This window comes from Anaerolineales bacterium (genome assembly GCA_030583885.1).
Classification (GTDB): Bacteria; Chloroflexota; Anaerolineae; order Anaerolineales; family Villigracilaceae; genus Villigracilis.
In genome coordinates this window covers 3,461,648-3,476,644 of sequence record CP129480.1, presented here as the reverse complement: position 1 = coordinate 3,476,644, position 14,997 = coordinate 3,461,648, and the positions used below count along the sequence as shown (strand labels likewise).

Annotated in this window: 14 protein-coding genes; 8 read left to right on the top strand and 6 right to left on the bottom strand. The window is 54.9% G+C overall.

Annotated elements, in window-relative coordinates; translation table 11 throughout:
• Window positions 1-182: 182 nt before the first annotated feature.
• From QY332_17440 to QY332_17415, 6 genes are all read right to left on the bottom strand, one after another.
• Window positions 183-884 carry a Crp/Fnr family transcriptional regulator gene (locus QY332_17440; protein ID WKZ35398.1) on the bottom strand — a complete coding sequence of 234 codons (702 nt, stop codon included), beginning with the start codon at window positions 882-884 and terminating at the stop codon, window positions 183-185.
• Window positions 885-961: 77 nt separating this feature from the next.
• Window positions 962-3,298, bottom strand: a complete 2,337-nt coding sequence (locus tag QY332_17435; protein ID WKZ35397.1) for a fused MFS/spermidine synthase — start codon at window positions 3,296-3,298, stop codon at window positions 962-964.
• A 21-nt stretch (window positions 3,299-3,319) separates the two neighbouring features.
• Window positions 3,320-5,017: an NAD-binding protein gene (locus QY332_17430; protein WKZ35396.1), complete on the bottom strand. Its 1,698-nt coding sequence runs from the start codon at window positions 5,015-5,017 to the stop codon at window positions 3,320-3,322.
• Window positions 5,014-6,189, bottom strand: coding sequence for a glycosyltransferase 87 family protein (locus QY332_17425; protein WKZ35395.1), 1,176 nt, complete (start codon window positions 6,187-6,189; stop codon window positions 5,014-5,016). The genes QY332_17430 and QY332_17425 overlap by 4 nt, the downstream gene beginning before the upstream one ends.
• Entirely contained in the window at window positions 6,189-8,228 is a 2,040-nt protein-coding gene (locus tag QY332_17420) for a hypothetical protein (protein ID WKZ35394.1), read from the bottom strand. Before QY332_17420 ends, QY332_17425 begins: the two co-directional genes overlap by 1 nt.
• 137 nt (window positions 8,229-8,365) lie before the next feature.
• Window positions 8,366-9,037 (bottom strand): dienelactone hydrolase family protein, encoded by a 672-nt coding sequence (locus QY332_17415; GenBank protein WKZ35393.1) that lies wholly within the window; start codon window positions 9,035-9,037, stop codon window positions 8,366-8,368.
• A 143-nt stretch (window positions 9,038-9,180) separates the two neighbouring features.
• Here QY332_17415 and QY332_17410 point away from each other — a divergent pair, with 143 nt between their 5' ends.
• The 8 genes from QY332_17410 (at window position 9,181) to QY332_17375 (ending at window position 14,985) form a co-directional block, all read left to right on the top strand.
• Complete coding sequence (locus tag QY332_17410) at window positions 9,181-9,621, top strand: hypothetical protein (GenBank protein ID WKZ35392.1); 441 nt, start codon at window positions 9,181-9,183, stop codon at window positions 9,619-9,621.
• Between the two features lie 224 nt (window positions 9,622-9,845).
• Window positions 9,846-10,394, top strand: a complete 549-nt coding sequence (gene rplU / locus QY332_17405) for a 50S ribosomal protein L21 (protein ID WKZ35391.1) — start codon at window positions 9,846-9,848, stop codon at window positions 10,392-10,394.
• Window positions 10,395-10,406: 12 nt separating this feature from the next.
• On the top strand, window positions 10,407-10,667 hold the full coding sequence (gene rpmA, locus QY332_17400) for a 50S ribosomal protein L27 (protein WKZ35390.1): 261 nt from the start codon (window positions 10,407-10,409) through the stop codon (window positions 10,665-10,667).
• A 1-nt stretch (window position 10,668) separates the two neighbouring features.
• Window positions 10,669-11,205, top strand: a complete 537-nt coding sequence (gene rpmE, locus QY332_17395; GenBank protein ID WKZ35389.1) for a 50S ribosomal protein L31 — start codon at window positions 10,669-10,671, stop codon at window positions 11,203-11,205.
• A 151-nt stretch (window positions 11,206-11,356) separates the two neighbouring features.
• Window positions 11,357-11,929, top strand: coding sequence for a thymidine kinase (locus tag QY332_17390; protein WKZ35388.1), 573 nt, complete (start codon window positions 11,357-11,359; stop codon window positions 11,927-11,929).
• 32 nt (window positions 11,930-11,961) lie between these two features.
• The gene (gene hpt, locus QY332_17385; GenBank protein WKZ35387.1) at window positions 11,962-12,519 is read left to right on the top strand and encodes a hypoxanthine phosphoribosyltransferase; all 558 of its coding nucleotides are present in this window, start codon (window positions 11,962-11,964) and stop codon (window positions 12,517-12,519) included.
• Window positions 12,520-12,542: 23 nt separating this feature from the next.
• Window positions 12,543-14,234: an HD domain-containing protein gene (locus tag QY332_17380; GenBank protein ID WKZ35386.1), complete on the top strand. Its 1,692-nt coding sequence runs from the start codon at window positions 12,543-12,545 to the stop codon at window positions 14,232-14,234.
• Complete coding sequence (locus tag QY332_17375; GenBank protein ID WKZ35385.1) at window positions 14,215-14,985, top strand: alpha/beta hydrolase; 771 nt, start codon at window positions 14,215-14,217, stop codon at window positions 14,983-14,985. Before QY332_17380 ends, QY332_17375 begins: the two co-directional genes overlap by 20 nt.
• The last annotated feature ends 12 nt before the right edge of the window (window positions 14,986-14,997 follow it).

Below are 14,997 nucleotides of genomic sequence, written 5' to 3'. Positions count from 1 at the left end.
ATACGGCTAAATTCGGATAAAGCGCCGCTGATTTATCCCAATAGTACACGGTATGCCCGCGGCTGTCTTTGCGCTGGCGCAAATAGAAAACGGCGGGATATTTCCCGCCGTTCAGATAATTGTCATACTCCCGAAGAACATCGGGACGATGTGAGTGACTGCAGGGAACGAGGAATCTCCTGCTATTTCGCCAGATCGTCCGCGATTTTCACCAGCCCATGCGGTTCACGGATGATGACCTGCTCCCGACCAATTTTGAGCAAGCCATTGCGTTCCCACTCGCTCATCGTGCGGCTGACCGTGAACAGCGTCGTCCCGCTCATCTCTGCCACATCCTGCCGCGTGAGCGGCATGTCGATCAAGACTCCCTCCTCGACCTTTTTTCCAGAGTCGGCTGCCAGCTTAAGCAGGATGCGTGCGATACGTTGCTCCACCCGCCCGGTCACCAGGGCCTGCTGGCGTTCCTGTAATTCGGTGATATATCCGTGCATCAATTGCATCGCATTCATGGCGATAGATGGTTCGGTCTTTGCCAGTTCGCGCAAATGTGCCGTGTCCCATGCCATTGCGGTGCTGTCCTCCTCTGCATGGGATGTGGCTGGGTAGCCCGCATGCGGTTTCAGGATCGCGATTCCCCCGAACGTCTGACCAGGGGGCATGATGCGCAATATGATCTGCTGTCCGTTGGGAGCGATCTGGACCATCTTGACGCGTCCGCTCACCAACACATAGGCATGGGCGGCTGGGTCGCCCTGCATGAAGAAGAACCCGCCTCCCTCCACCGAGCGCAGGATTCCGTTTTCCAATACTTGTTCAAACCCCTGTGGGCTGACATCCTGAAACAGAACCGATTCGCGGATGATTTTTTGTGTCTCTTGATCCATGTTGTGATTGTAATCCAAAGTGGACAAGATTCATCGGGAATAAAACCACGAGCTGTGAATGTTGTTGCTCAAAGACACTATCTCTGAATTCTGTTCTTGAAATTTTCGACCTGATCAGGGTTTGTTGGTATATTTTGCGGGACCGGCTTCACAAGGAAATAATATTCCAGCCGCGGGTGCAGGTCCCTGAGGATGGGCATTCCCTTTTCATCCTCTAGGATTTGCTCGCGGCTGCGCAGGAAGGTATCCAGGGTGGAATCAATGGACAGGGTGATCCCCCCGCCCGGACCGTAGAGTTCCCCGGTCAGCACCTTGTAGCTTTCCGCGGCCTGTTCCATATAGCCGGCGTGATAGACGATCGGGTTGTTGCCGGCGATCATGAACTCGGATCGGAACTGGTCCACAAATGGAAAGACCGTCGCCGTGGTGTGAGGGACGATATGCTTTTCCTGCATCCACGCGCACAGGATGCCGTTCGATGTCAGGTGGTTCTGGTAGATGCGCAGCGCCTCCTCGGAATACAAATTATTATGCCCCGCCGTGTGTTCGCGCAGGGGGTCTATCGAAATCAGGTCGAATTTTTCGTCCGGGTACGCATTCAAATAGCGGCGTCCATCGTCCACGATATAGGTGATGCGCGGGTCATCCAGCGTACGGCGCGCGGATTCAAGATTGCCGTACAGGAAGGGCTCGATATCCCCCAGCAGTTCCACGATGACGATCTCCTTTACGTCGGGAAGGGCGGTGTAGAACAGCGCGGAATATCCGCCGCCGAAACCGATGATCAGGATGCGCTCAGGTTTGGATGTGCCTGCGCAGGCAAGCGCCCTGCCTTCATAAATCCCCTTCGGCGGGAAGAAGCTGTTGACCTCGCCGCCGATCCAGAACAGACCTGTTTGCCGGCTGCTGCCAGGTTCATAGGTCAAGACGAGCACGCTGTCCCCGGATTCGGAGATCACGGTCTCCTGGCCGGTGCCGGAGAAGTACAGGCGAGTGTAAAATTCCCCGCTGCGCGGCAGGAGAAGCACTCCAACGAGGGCGATCAGGCTGATGCCGGCCAACGAATATTCGCTCCGTCGCGGACTTTTTATGGTTTTGCCGAGAAAATAAAAGAGCGGGAATAAAAACGTGGAGAGGATGAGCAGTTTCAAGGCCCATTCGGTGCCGACGCTTGGGAGCAGGACAAAGCTGATGACGAGGATCCCCACCACCGAGCCGATGATGTTTGCGAGATGAATGTCTCCCACGCGCCGGCCTGACAGGGACGGGTTGTTGATGGAAAGCCTGTCCAATACGGGCAGGCCGCCTCCCAGCACAAAACTGGTTGGAAGGACAATAATGAGCAGGGGCAGGAAGTACTGCCAGAGCATTGCCAAGAGGGCTCTTCGGGAAAAAATCCACTCGTGGTCAATTCGGACAAAGGGCAGGCCGGGTTTTTGCGTTTCGAGAAAGTGGTGGATCCAGGGCGGGTTGTATTTGAGCGACCACCAGAATGCCAGGAAGGTGAAGGCGGCGAGAACTGCACCGCTCAATTCGATTTTACAAAACAGCAGGACGGGATCCTTCGACTTGTCCGCCCTGCGCCCCCATACCGCGCCGCCAAGCGCCAGCCCAAGCAGATAAATGAATAGAATGGAAGGGAAGCCGTAGGCGGTGCTTTTGTTGACGATCATCAGCACGCGCACCCATAACATCTCGAAGCCCAGGCCGATAAAGCCCACTAAAAAAGACGATAACAAGATCTTTCCGTATCCCCATGCGATGGGCGCAGGGACCACATCCTGTTTGGATTCGGTTTCAACCGTTTGTGTCCGATCCCAACGGACCAGCGCGAAGGCGCACAATCCGACGAAGGCATTCAGGAAGGCGGCAATGTACACAGAGCCGTTCAATCCGTACATGCCGACCAGCAGGAATCCTGACAGCGCGGCTCCAAATGCAGCGCCCAGGGTGTTGATGCCGTACAGGATGCCGATCACCTGTCCGGATGTTTCGACGCGCTTGACAAAGGATTGGGTCAACAGCGGCAGGGTCATTCCCATCATTGTGGTGGGAATGAGCAGTACGATGAAGCTGATCAGGAAGACCAGCGCATAGTGACTGCCTGCCATGCCTTGCCCGATCTGCACGATGACCGCTGGGCTGAAGATGCCAAAAACGGCAATTCCCACCTCCAGGATGCCGTAGAGCAATAAGGCATTCCTGAGGTTGCGGGCGACCCGTCCGCCGATCAGCGAACCGATGCCAAGCCCCGCCATGTATGCGGCGACGATCAGCGTAATGGAGACCATTGTGACACCGAAGTGCAGTCCAAGCAGTCTTTCCCAGGCGATCTGGTAGATGAGTCCTGCGGCCCCGGAGACCAGGAAAAGTGCGGCAAAGAGGTAGAGTGTGATGGATGATTTGTTTTTCATGGGATGGAGGGTTGATACTTTTTATGACTTTCTTTTGAACATCTTAATAAACTGTTTTTCAGCGGTAATCGTGCCGATCATGATCAGCTCATGCCCGGACTGCAAAGGCGCATGGGGATCGAGCTTGAAGTTCATATCCCCGCCGTTCTGGATGGCGATAACCGTGCATCCCGTCCGTTCGCGGATCTGGGCTTCCGCGAGGCTGCGCCCGGCAAGCAAGGGGGGAACTTTCATGCGGAATACATCCAGACCTTCGGCCACCATCAGGACGCTTCTTTTATCCAGCAGGTTCAGAATGGCGTTCGACCCCAGTGACGCATAGGACATGACGAAGTCCGCCCCGGCGCGCTGCAGGGTGGGTACGTTGCGTTCGCGTGTGGCGCGGCTGATGATCTGGATGTCCGGGCGCAGGCGGCGGCAATAGATGGTCAGGTAGATGTTGGTGTCGTCGTCATGGGTGGTGACGATCACCGATGGCGCATCCTGGATGCCCGCCTGGCGCAGGACCTCCAGGTCGGCGGCGTTGCCAATGATGTATTTTTCCGGGTTTCGGTTGCGTTCCGCCTGCTGCTCCACAATGCGGTAGTCCAATCCGCGCTCTCCCACCCCGCGCCCGGCAGCCCTGCCCACGCGTCCACCGCCGATGATGATGACCGGCGCATGCGGTGTGCGGTCTTCGTGGTAATAGGTCTGGTTGAACTGCTGGATGCTTTCCCCGGTGCCTGCCATGACAAGCACCATGCCCGGCGTGATACGCGTATCGGCTCCGGCCAGTTTGAACTCGCCTCGTTCCCAGACGCCCAGCACGGTAATCCCAAGGTTTTCACGCAGGCGGTTTTCGCGCAGGGTCTTTCCATCGATGCCGGTATTTTTTACGGTGGATTCAACAATAAACAATCTGTCAAAGTTGCCGATCACATGGGTCAGGCGGTCGTGTCCATGCACCCGCCGCGCCAGCGCCAACCCCAGCATGTCGGCGATCTGCAGGACCTGGTTACAGCCCGCCAGCTCGAGAATGTCAACCGAGGCGGGCGAGTTGGCGGTGGCGATGACCGGCACCTGCTGGGTGAATTCCCTCACAGTAAAGGCAACGTTCGTGTTGATCATGTCATTACGTGTGGTCACGACCATCTGGGCGTTTTGCGCGCGCGCCCTTTCATAAGTTGCCGGCGAGTCGAGGTCACCGACCATGACCTGATACCCCTGGTCGTTCAGGGTCAGCGCTTCATTGATGTCGGACATTAACAGTACATAGTCATATTCATATTGTTCCAGTTTTTTGATGAGCGAGCGGGCGATGGGGTCAAGCGCAGTCAGGATGATGTGGTTGCGGGTTTCCGGCGGCAGTTTGCCTGGCGCCCGTGATTCGGCTTGCGCCTTGGTCCACGGTACGTAGAAAAATTCGATGAACGTGAACGGGAGCAGGATCAGCAAAAAGACCACGCCGCTCAGCAGGACAATGCTGGAAAAAATCCGCCCCAGGTCCGATTCGAAGGTGATATCGCCAAACCCCAGCGTGGACATGACCGTCAACGTCCAATAGAAGCCGGTGATCCAACTGTATGCGCGTCCTTCGAATGCCATGATGTAATGGAAGACGATGCTGTACAGCGTGACGAGTCCAGCCAGGATGGCAAAGAAGCGGATCAGGTTGGCGACATTTCTCCGCGCCGGACGGTTGCGTAAAAAGAAATATAGATGGGATGGGAAGGATTTCATTTTAGGGAGACGGCATCTCTTGTGTTGAGCGGTGCTGTTGGGTCCTGGGTGTCTTCGCCTAGCGATTCCATTTGTTTAAGGACAATGAAAACAACGAGCGCCGTGTTAATGATTGCTGCAATATATACAAGAACGGGTGAATAACCAAAAAGAAATATGGTGTATGCGAATGCAGAACTGATTTGGAAAAGGGCTGGCAGGAACCATAATTTGGGAATAAGGAGCGCTGTGGCCGAGGAGATTACATCGGCGGGATAGAAATACCGATCGTGCATTTTGGGAAGGAGAAAGGGAACCAATGCAACGCTCGCCAGCGCGGTTAATGCCAGTTGCCGTTCGCAATGAATGGATCCAGCCCTCCAGTTGATCCACGCCCATGCCAGCATACATATTGCAAAAACACTCATTCCAATTTTCAAGACGGAATGGTAATACATGTTCGGAATGAAGATGTACAAATTTGGCGCGGTTTTTGCCAGTTCCTCGTATTGCCCCGCCTGTCCCGCATAAAGCATAATGACGCTTTCCCAGCTTCTCCCAGCCCCTACGGCGGGAAGCGCGAGCGTTAAATAGGCGACGGGAACGACCAGGAAATGATACCAGTGGACACGCCTTCTCAAGAGCAGTATGCCGAGAAACGGCAAAAGGAATATGGCTTGCGCCTTGAACGAAAACGCGACTCCGAAAGCGAGAAATGCCTGCCAGGGTTTCTTCTTCAACAGGAAATAAAAGCAAAGGAGCAGGAGGGACGTGTACAGACTGTCAATCTGTCCCCATCCCGTGCTGTTGAGTATCACAGTCGGCAATAATAGAAAAACCGCGCCGAAAAGATATGGCAGGTCTCCCCTGTATTTTGTCCGCGCGATGAGGCAGACGGCATAGGCTGAAAGAAAATCAAACGCGGTCGGAATGATCTTGATCGAGACGAGTGCTCCGATCCAATTTGAGAACAGCGTGGTGAACCAGAGCAGGTACAAGTATGCCGGGGGATAATTTGAGAAGGTTTCATTCGACAATCCTGTAAAACCGTTGTCGTATAAAAATCCGTACCAGCCATCAAGGATGTTGGTATCAATGTTCGTCAAGCCGCGGATGCGGTAACGGATGAATATTGACAGCAAAACCAGGAACACGCTCAAAAAGAGCAGCCAGCGTTTTTTTATGAAACCCATTAATTCTCCTGGTTTTGCAAAACCTTCTGAAATGCGCGGAGCAATGTCCCGCGCTGTTCGAAGCCCGCCTCGCCAAGATAGGACAGCGCGAGATAGATTTTTTCACGGCATCTGTAAAGCAAGCCGCCAGCCAGCCGCGCAAGGGACTCGGTTTCTGCCTGTACTTCATCTGCATCCATCCACAGGCGCCCCGGCTCCCAGTGACGGGATAGGATGTAGGGCTGGGTGAGTGGCTGGGACAGGCGCTGTACCCAGCCGCTGGAACCGGGGTCGATCCAGAATTGCACATTCACGGCACGGTTCATCATGAGAAAGGTATGTGCAGGTGCAACCAATATGGCATCCTGCTCTTCGCTGCGCCATGATTCCAAATACTGCGCCGCGATCACGCCGTCTTTCAGCATGGCGAGGTATTCGCGCCCAAGATCAAAGGAGGGACTGTCCATATGTACATACGACGGCTCCATGGCATTGCGGAATTTCTTGATCGATTCGATCAAACTTGCCGCCACGCGCACTGCGTCCAGGTTTGTGTGGAAGCCATGCGCGGGTTGCGAGAGCACCTCCCCGAATATTCTCCGCATAAAGAAATCAAGCGGCAGCGGGGAACCGCTGCGGTACGCATTGATCCAGTTCATCAGGTTGGCGTACTTTTCGCCGAGCGCATAGGTGATGCGTTCCTGCATGTCCGCCTTGATCTGTTCAAAACCTGAAAGCTGCAGGTCTTTTTGACGGTAGATGATTTCAGTCAATAACTGGGCGCGGATCAAATCCGTATCCAATGCGAACATCAGGGCATGTGCCACATCGAAGTTTGCGGGGCGCACATTCCAGTGCGGGTGCGCCAGCGTGGATAATGTCAACAGTGTTTTGCTGGCAGCTTCATCCCGCAGTGAACGCGACGGGCGGTGTGTGCGCCAGGGAAGCCCGGCCTGCTCCAAACGATTGGTGATCGAGAAACGCAGTGCATCCGAAAGATACGGCGCGATGATGACGATCTCCGCAGGCGGCAGGCCGGCTTCTTCAACCAATGATCTGACTGTTCCCACAACCCTGTCCAGCATTTCAGGGTAGAAATCCGCGAGGATGAATTCCATGGCTGGGGCTGCCTGACCCACCGGCAGGGTTTCGCTTTTAATTGCCGAGACAAGCGAGTTGGATAAGTGGATGATGTTTTCAGAGGAGACGAATGACTCTTCAAGCGGAATGGTCTCGTCACAGGTTTCGCTCAGCGCCGCGCCGCTGCCTGCATCGCCTCCGAGGAAACTGCGATATCCCGCATCCTCGTCGTAGAGCAGAAGTGCCGAGTCGAAATTCGCAAGCCACTCATGGATAATGTCATGTGCGCGGGGGCTATCTTCCTCCACATTGTCATAAATGAGATGACGATAGGTCTGCGATAGATATGAACGCACTTGTTCGTCCCGCCATAAATTATTGGTAAAAACTTCAAACTGCAGTGAAAAATCCAGAAGGTTGTGATTCAGGCAGTATTCACGAAAGAGTGCAGCACATTCCTGCGCCTCCGCGTAGATGCGGCGTTGGGCAGGATCGCCGAACCAGGCGGAGTCCAGCCGTGAGCCGATCTCTGTATATGGAAAGCCGGCCACCGCGGCTTTGTTCAAGTTATCAATGATCTGGGAATACAAACGGTTGCGGTTGATGGTCAGGGATTGAAAATATCCGTTTTCCTCCATTAAAGGGCGCACAAGGTGTGCCATATAATATTGCGCGGTTTCAAGCGTGAGAAAAATGGGGGGCAGTTGAGGATTTTTAAAGCCGGCGGCTTCTGCGGCGAGGGGCCAGAACAAAATACACATGCGTTTGGCGATGCCACCGATCGTCGCAGAGGTGACATCGCCTCCCGCACTTCTTTCGGGGCTGTAAAGCAATTCCAGATACGGCTCCTGCAACGTCCTCTGCGGAGTGAGCATCAGAATCGAATCCGCTGGAACGCCTTGCGCAAGCAAGTAACGCATCCGCTCGACTCCCGCGGTGGTTTTCCCCGTCCCTGCTTTTCCAGAGACAAAGAGTTTCATATCGAGGGGGGATTCAATGATCCGACGCTGGGTCAGGCTGGGGGGAGGCATGCAGCGAGGGTAAAGTATCGCAGGGGTTTTGTCAATAAATGGAGGCTTGCTACAGGTTCAAAACAGTCCATCTCAACCGTCGAATCTTAATGCAAATGCTTCGCAAAAAATTTCTTCGCGCGCTCCCATGCGTCTTTCGATGCCTCGGGGATGTAGACCTGCGGGTCGCTGTCGCGGAAGAAGGCGTGCCCTGAATTGGGATACATGATGACCTCGTGCTCCACGCCAACGTCCTGGAGGAGTTTCTTGAATTCCTCCACGGTCCCGGCAGGGATGGACACATCCGCGTCGCCAAAAAAACCAAGCACGGGCGCCTTGAGGTGCGCGCGCAGGTGATTGAAAACCGTCTGCATCCCGCCGCCGTAGAACGTACAAACCGCATCCAGCGGACGGGTTGTGCCCAGGAGGAGCGACATGCGCCCGCCAAAACAAAACCCCACACTGCCGATCTTTCCATTGCAATCGGGATGGGTCTGCAATGCATCAAAAAGCGCCTCCAAATCCTTTGGCGCATTTGGCCCGTATTTTTGCACGAGTTTCGAGGCAGTTTCACCGTCGCCAGGCTGGGCGAGCTCGCCGTGATACAGATCGGGTGCAAAGGCGAGATAGCCCTCCTTTGCAAAACGGTCTGCAATGGATTTCGTTTGCGCGTCCAGGCCCCACCATTCCTGGATGACGATGACAGCCGCCAAAGGACCCGTCCTTGCCGGTTTGGCAAGATGTCCATGTAGGCTGCCGAGTTGAGAGAGTTCGCTCATCTGGGGTTCTCCTTGGTTTGTGTGATCATGGTTCAGCATATACGAGAAAAGGGGCTTTGTCAACAAGGTTGTTTTGGGAAAGAAACTACAGTATAGTTGGTTAAAAAAATCATAATCCATTCCATGTCTCAGGAGATCATCCCATGCCCGTCCCTTCAAAAGCCACCGTTTCCTATGTTAAGTTTTCCGATAAAATGACCGGCTCCATCAATGACATTGTCAAGATCATTGAAAGCAACAAGCAAATGATCGACTCCATTCAGGAGCTTGCGCTTGAGCTGACCTCCTCCATGGGGTCGCTGCATGCGCTCACCTTGAAATACGCAAAGACCGCCAATAAGATATTGGATGCGCTTTTGCCGATCGTCAAAAATCTGCCGATCATCCCGAACAACGTGAAACAGATGCTTGTCAACCTGGAAGCCATCACGCAGAAGATCATAGATAATGAAGCCGCCACGACAAAGACCATCGCCGACGTGCAGACCGGCCTTCGGACAGGCGATGCAAACAAACTCAAGGCGCACGCCGGGCAGCTCCAGGCTGTGACGAAGACCATCACAGCCATGATCCCGAAGCAATAACCGCCTCCTCCCCGACCGGCTGGCGGGTCTGCCGGGCGGGGCATTTTTCTCGCCGAGACCGTTGACAGGTCTGCCGTCTCGCATGTATAATATTGTCCGCTTCAGCCCCGGAGGTTCGAACCGGGGCGGTTGTCTGTAAATACCCCAGCTTCCCCGAAAGTCGGCGAAGGGTGCAAGATCCCCGCGGACTGCGCGGCGAAGTGAATGACTGGAGATCATACATAATGAGAACTGCTATTGTTGAAAGCGGCGGCAAACAGTACCGCGCCGTGGAAGGCTCCGCCATTGATGTGGACCGCCTCGCCTATGATGTAGGGAAAAAGTTTGACTTTGAGCGTGTGCTCCTGATGGTTGACGAGGACACCGTCCTGGTCGGCACTCCGCTTGTCGGTGAGATCAAGGTCTCCGCCACGGTTGTGGAGCATTTAAAAGGCCCCAAGCTTGTCTCTTTCAAATACCGCCCGAAGAAACGCATCCGTGTGAAGAGCGGGCATCGCCAGCACTATACCCGTTTGATGATCGATTTCATCGGCAAGGCCGGCGAGGAACGCAAGGCTGCTGCAAAGAAAGAGACCCCAGCCGCGGTGAAAAAAGCCGAAGTGAAGGAAGAAGCCAGGGTCGAGAAGCAGGCCGGAGCGCCGAAGGAAGCGGAAGGCCCGTCGAAGAAGACCGAGAAGAAAGCGCCCGCGACGAAGAAGCCTGCGGCGACAAAGCCGACAGCAAAGAAATCAACTTCAAAGTCATCCACGACCAAGAAGACTGATAAGAAGTAGAGTGAGGTAGAAATGGCACATAAAACAGGTGGCGGCTCAACCCGCAACGGACGTGACAGCAACTCCCAGCGCCTGGGTGTAAAGCGGTATGCCGGTCAGTTTGTTCTGTCCGGCAATATCCTTGTCCGCCAGCGTGGAACCAGGATCAAGCCGGGCAAGAATGTTTTGGTTGGCAAGGACGATACCCTGTTCGCGATTGCGGATGGGATCGTCATGTTCGATGTTGTGCATGGCCGCAAGCGTGTCAACATTATTCCCGCCGAGGTGGAGTAACATGAAGCCGGAAATCCATCCCACAGTGTATGAAGCCAAGGTGTCCTGCGCCTCCTGCGGTAAAACGTGGGTGACCACTTCCACCAAAAAGGAATTGCGCATTGATGTTTGTTCGAATTGCCACCCCTTCTTTACCGGCGAGTCTGCGAAACTGCTTGATGTCGAAGGTCAGGTGGACCGCTTCTACAAGAAGCTTTCCGCACGCCAGACGTATGTGGAAACCCAGAAGGCCAAGGAAGACTCTTTGAACTCTCCCGACCGCTCAATCGATGATCTGGCTCTTGCGCCCCGCGCCTCCGATGCACTCAAGAAGGCCGGCGTTTTGACCATCGGGCAGATTCTTGAAAGACTTGCCGGTGGTGATGAGGCTCTCTTGCAGGTCCCGGGGTTTGGCCAGGCGGCGCTTACTTCAACCAAAAAGAAAGTGCGCGCGTTGGGGTTTGAGATTCCTGAAGTTGTCAAACCTCCCAAGGCTGCTAAACCGGCTAAAGCGGAAAAACCAGCCCAACCAACGGAAACACCGCCGGCGGTCGAATAGATTTTACACACCCTGCAGGCTTTGTCAGAGACCGGTTTCTCAGGTAAACTAGACAGGCAGATGCGCGAAGCGTCTGCCTGTCTTATATTTTTTGAGTCAGTGTGGGGAGCGCCGCCGGGAGAACGTTCTCCCGGCTCTGGCGAGAGGTGATATGCGTCATACACATGGTTCCATTGAAGTTGTCTGCGGTTCGATGTTCAGCGGCAAGACGGATGAGTTGATCCGCAGGCTTGTGCGTGCGACGATTGCAAGGCAAAAAGTGCAGGTATTCAAACCCGCCATTGATGTGCGCTACGCAGCCGAAAAAGTGGCTTCCCATACCGGTTCCACCTTTGACGCGATCCCCGTCCAAAAAGCCGCCGATATTCGTTCCAGGCTTGATAAGGATACAACCGTGGTTGGCATTGATGAGGCGCAATTCTTCGATCCCGAAGTGGTGGGTGTCGTCAGGGAATTAGCCTCGCGGGGTGTGCGGGTGATCGTTGCAGGTTTGGATACGGATTTCCGCGGTGATCCGTTTGGCTCCATCCCTGTGTTGATGGCTGAAGCGGAGGATGTCTTGAAACTCCACGCCATTTGCATGGTCTGCGGTGAGAATGCCTCGCGGACGCAAAGACTGGTCAATGGCAAGCCGGCCCGCTATGACGACCCGGTCGTGATTGTGGGCGCGTCCGAGTTATATGAAGCGCGCTGCCGTCAGCATCATGAGGTCCCGCGTTCGTAAGGTGAAACAGCCTCGCGGGTAATGAATGAATTATGCAAAACTACGAAGATGTGCTTGCTGAAATTTTGATCGATGCGGAAACCCTGCAGGCGCGGGTCAGGGAACTCGGCCTTCAGATCAGCGCGGATTATTCGACGGATGAACTGCTGCTGATCTGCATCCTGCGCGGCGGTGTGCCCTTCATGGTGGATCTCAGCAGGCATATCACCATACCGCACATGATGGACTTCATGGCCGTCTCGTCCTATGGCGTCGGAAAACGCGAGTCCGCCGGTTCCGCCCGTGTCACGCTCGATCTGCAGACGGATATTCGCGGCAGGAATGTACTGCTCGTTGAAGATATTGTGGACAGCGGACATACCATCTCCGCTGTCCTGCACATGCTCGAAACCCGCCAGCCGAAAAGCCTCAAAGTCTGCGCCCTGCTCGATAAACCCGAACGCCGGGAAGCGCATGTCCCCATCCATTATCTCGGTTTTACCATTCCAAATAAATTTGTTTTCGGCTACGGGCTTGACCTGGACGAATATCATCGCAATCTGCCCTTTGTCGGCGTGGTCGATCTGGACAAATATAAACCTTCGTCTTAATCTGTAAAGTGCCGGGGCTGTCCATGAATGATGAGACTGCAAATTCCGCACAACCTCATTCAGCATACACAGGCCGCTGGGTGGCTCTCGTCCGCGGACGAGTCGTTGCGCAGGGCGGCACGCCTGAACAGGCTCTCCGCGCCTCGCAGTCCAGCCGGTATAAAGAAAAACCGGAGATCGTTTTCATGCCCGTCACGTTTACGCTTCCACCTTTAATGGACAAAATCAAAGCCGCCCTGCCCCCCGATCAGGAGATCTACCTCGTCGGCGGCGCAGTGCGTGACCTGTTCATCTCCCGCATCTCACCTGACTTTGATTTTGCCCTGCCATCGAACGGGATTTCCCTCGCTCGAAAGGTTGCCAATTCCCTGCATGCAGACTTCGTGGCACTGGATGATGAACGTGACACCGGCAGAGTCGTCATCACCAATCCGGACGGTTCGCGCATCTTTCTTGATTTCGCCACCTATCGCGGCGCAAACCTTGAAGAGGATTTGCGTGCCCGCGATTTCACCATCAATGCCATCGCCTACGACCTGCGGGATGGTACGGTGATCGACCCGCTGGACGGTGCAAACGACCTGCGCGCCAGGATCATCCGTGCCTGCTCTCCAGCCACTTTTTCAGATGACCCCGTCCGTATTTTGCGGGCGGTGCGTCAGGCTGCCGCTTTTGGATTCGGCATCGAGAGGAACACGCGCGAGTCGATGAAGCAGGCCGCGGGCGGAATCGGACGCGTGTCCGTTGAACGCCTGCGCGATGAAACCTTCAAGATGCTCGGCGGATCCAAAGCCAGTGCATCCATCCGCGCACTGGACATGCTCGGCGTGCTGGCCCAGCTCATGCCGGAATTGCTCAAAATGAAAGGCGTGCAACAGTCCGCGCCGCATGTCCATGATGTGTGGACCCATACCCTTGCGGTGTTGGATCACCTCGATCAAATCATCTCCGCCTTGCGCGTCGGCTACGATGCCGAAAAAACCAATGACATGTTCACAGGCCTGCTCGGCTTGCGGCTGGGAAGATACCGCGGACAATTCGCAGAGCACCTTGCCGCCTCGCTTAATGTGGACCGTCCACACCGTTCCCTGCTTTTCTTTGCCGCACTTTATCATGATGCCTGCAAGCCTGAAACAAAAACCGTTGACGAATCGGGGCGTATTCGCTTTTTTGGACATGATGAGAAGGGCGCTGCTCTTGCCGCACACCGCGCGCGCGCTTTTAACCTCAGCAATACCGAGGTGGAGCGATTGCACGCCATCATCCAGCACCATATGCGGATTCATAACTTTGCCACCCGTCTGGAATCCGATAAACAGACCCCGTCGCGCAAGGCCGTCTATCGTTTCTTTCGCGACGGCGGAAAGGCCGGCATCGACCTCGTTTTGCTGGCGCTTGCAGACGTCCGCGGGACATACGCCAACGAACTTGCCACAGAAACATGGGCGGTTTATCTCGATGTGGCCCGCATCCTGCTCGAGAATTATTGGGAGCGCCCCGGGGAAGTTGTTGCCCCTGCGCGTTTGCTTGACGGGCGTGATCTAATGCATGAACTGAACCTCAGGCCGGGACCCGTCGTTGGTCAACTGCTGGAGGCGATCCGCGAGAATCAGGCCGCGGGAAAAATCGAAAACCGCGAGCAGGCTTTGTCGTTTGCGCGCGAGGAAATGATGAAAGGAATTAATGGTGAATCAGATGAAAGTGAACACAGTTAATGTAAACGGGATCGATGTAGCCTATGTCCGTCGGGGGGCTGGAAAACCGCTCGTGTTAATTCATGGCTTTCCACTGGAGCATACTTTATGGAATGAAACCGCCTCCTTGCTGGTCAATGATTTTGACCTGATCTTGCCCGATCTGCGCGGGTTTGGGGAGTCTGCAACGGTGGAAAGTCCATACGGAATGTCCGATATGGCGGATGATCTTGCCGGTTTATTGGACCATTTGGAGATTGAGAAAACATCCATAGCCGGTCACTCGATGGGCGGGTATGTGGCACTGGCTTTTGCCCAAAAATTTCAACAGCGCATAAGCGGGTTGGGATTGGTCTCTTCGCAAGCCGCCGCTGATGCTCCCGAGGGCAGGGCGAAACGTTATCAAACCGCGCAGGATGTTGGAGAAAAAGGTGTTGGTGTAGTGGCGGACGCCATGACTGCAAAACTTTCCGCAGATGCGGGTGTGCAGGCGTTTGTGCGCCGTATGATGGAAAGACAAAAACCGTCCGCAGTCATTGGCGCTCTCAAGGCAATGGCTGAAAGAGATGACTCGACGCCTCTTCTTTCAACCTTCGAGCTTCCCCTTGTGCTGCTGCATGGGGATGCGGATGCACTCATCCCCGTTGGGCGGGCAAGGGATATTAAGTCCATCTTGCCGACGGCCCGCCTGGTTGAGCTGCATGGCGCAGGACACCTGCCGATGATCGAATTCCCGCAGAAAACCGCCGAAGCGTTGAAACTGTTGAAGTGAAATAGAACATGC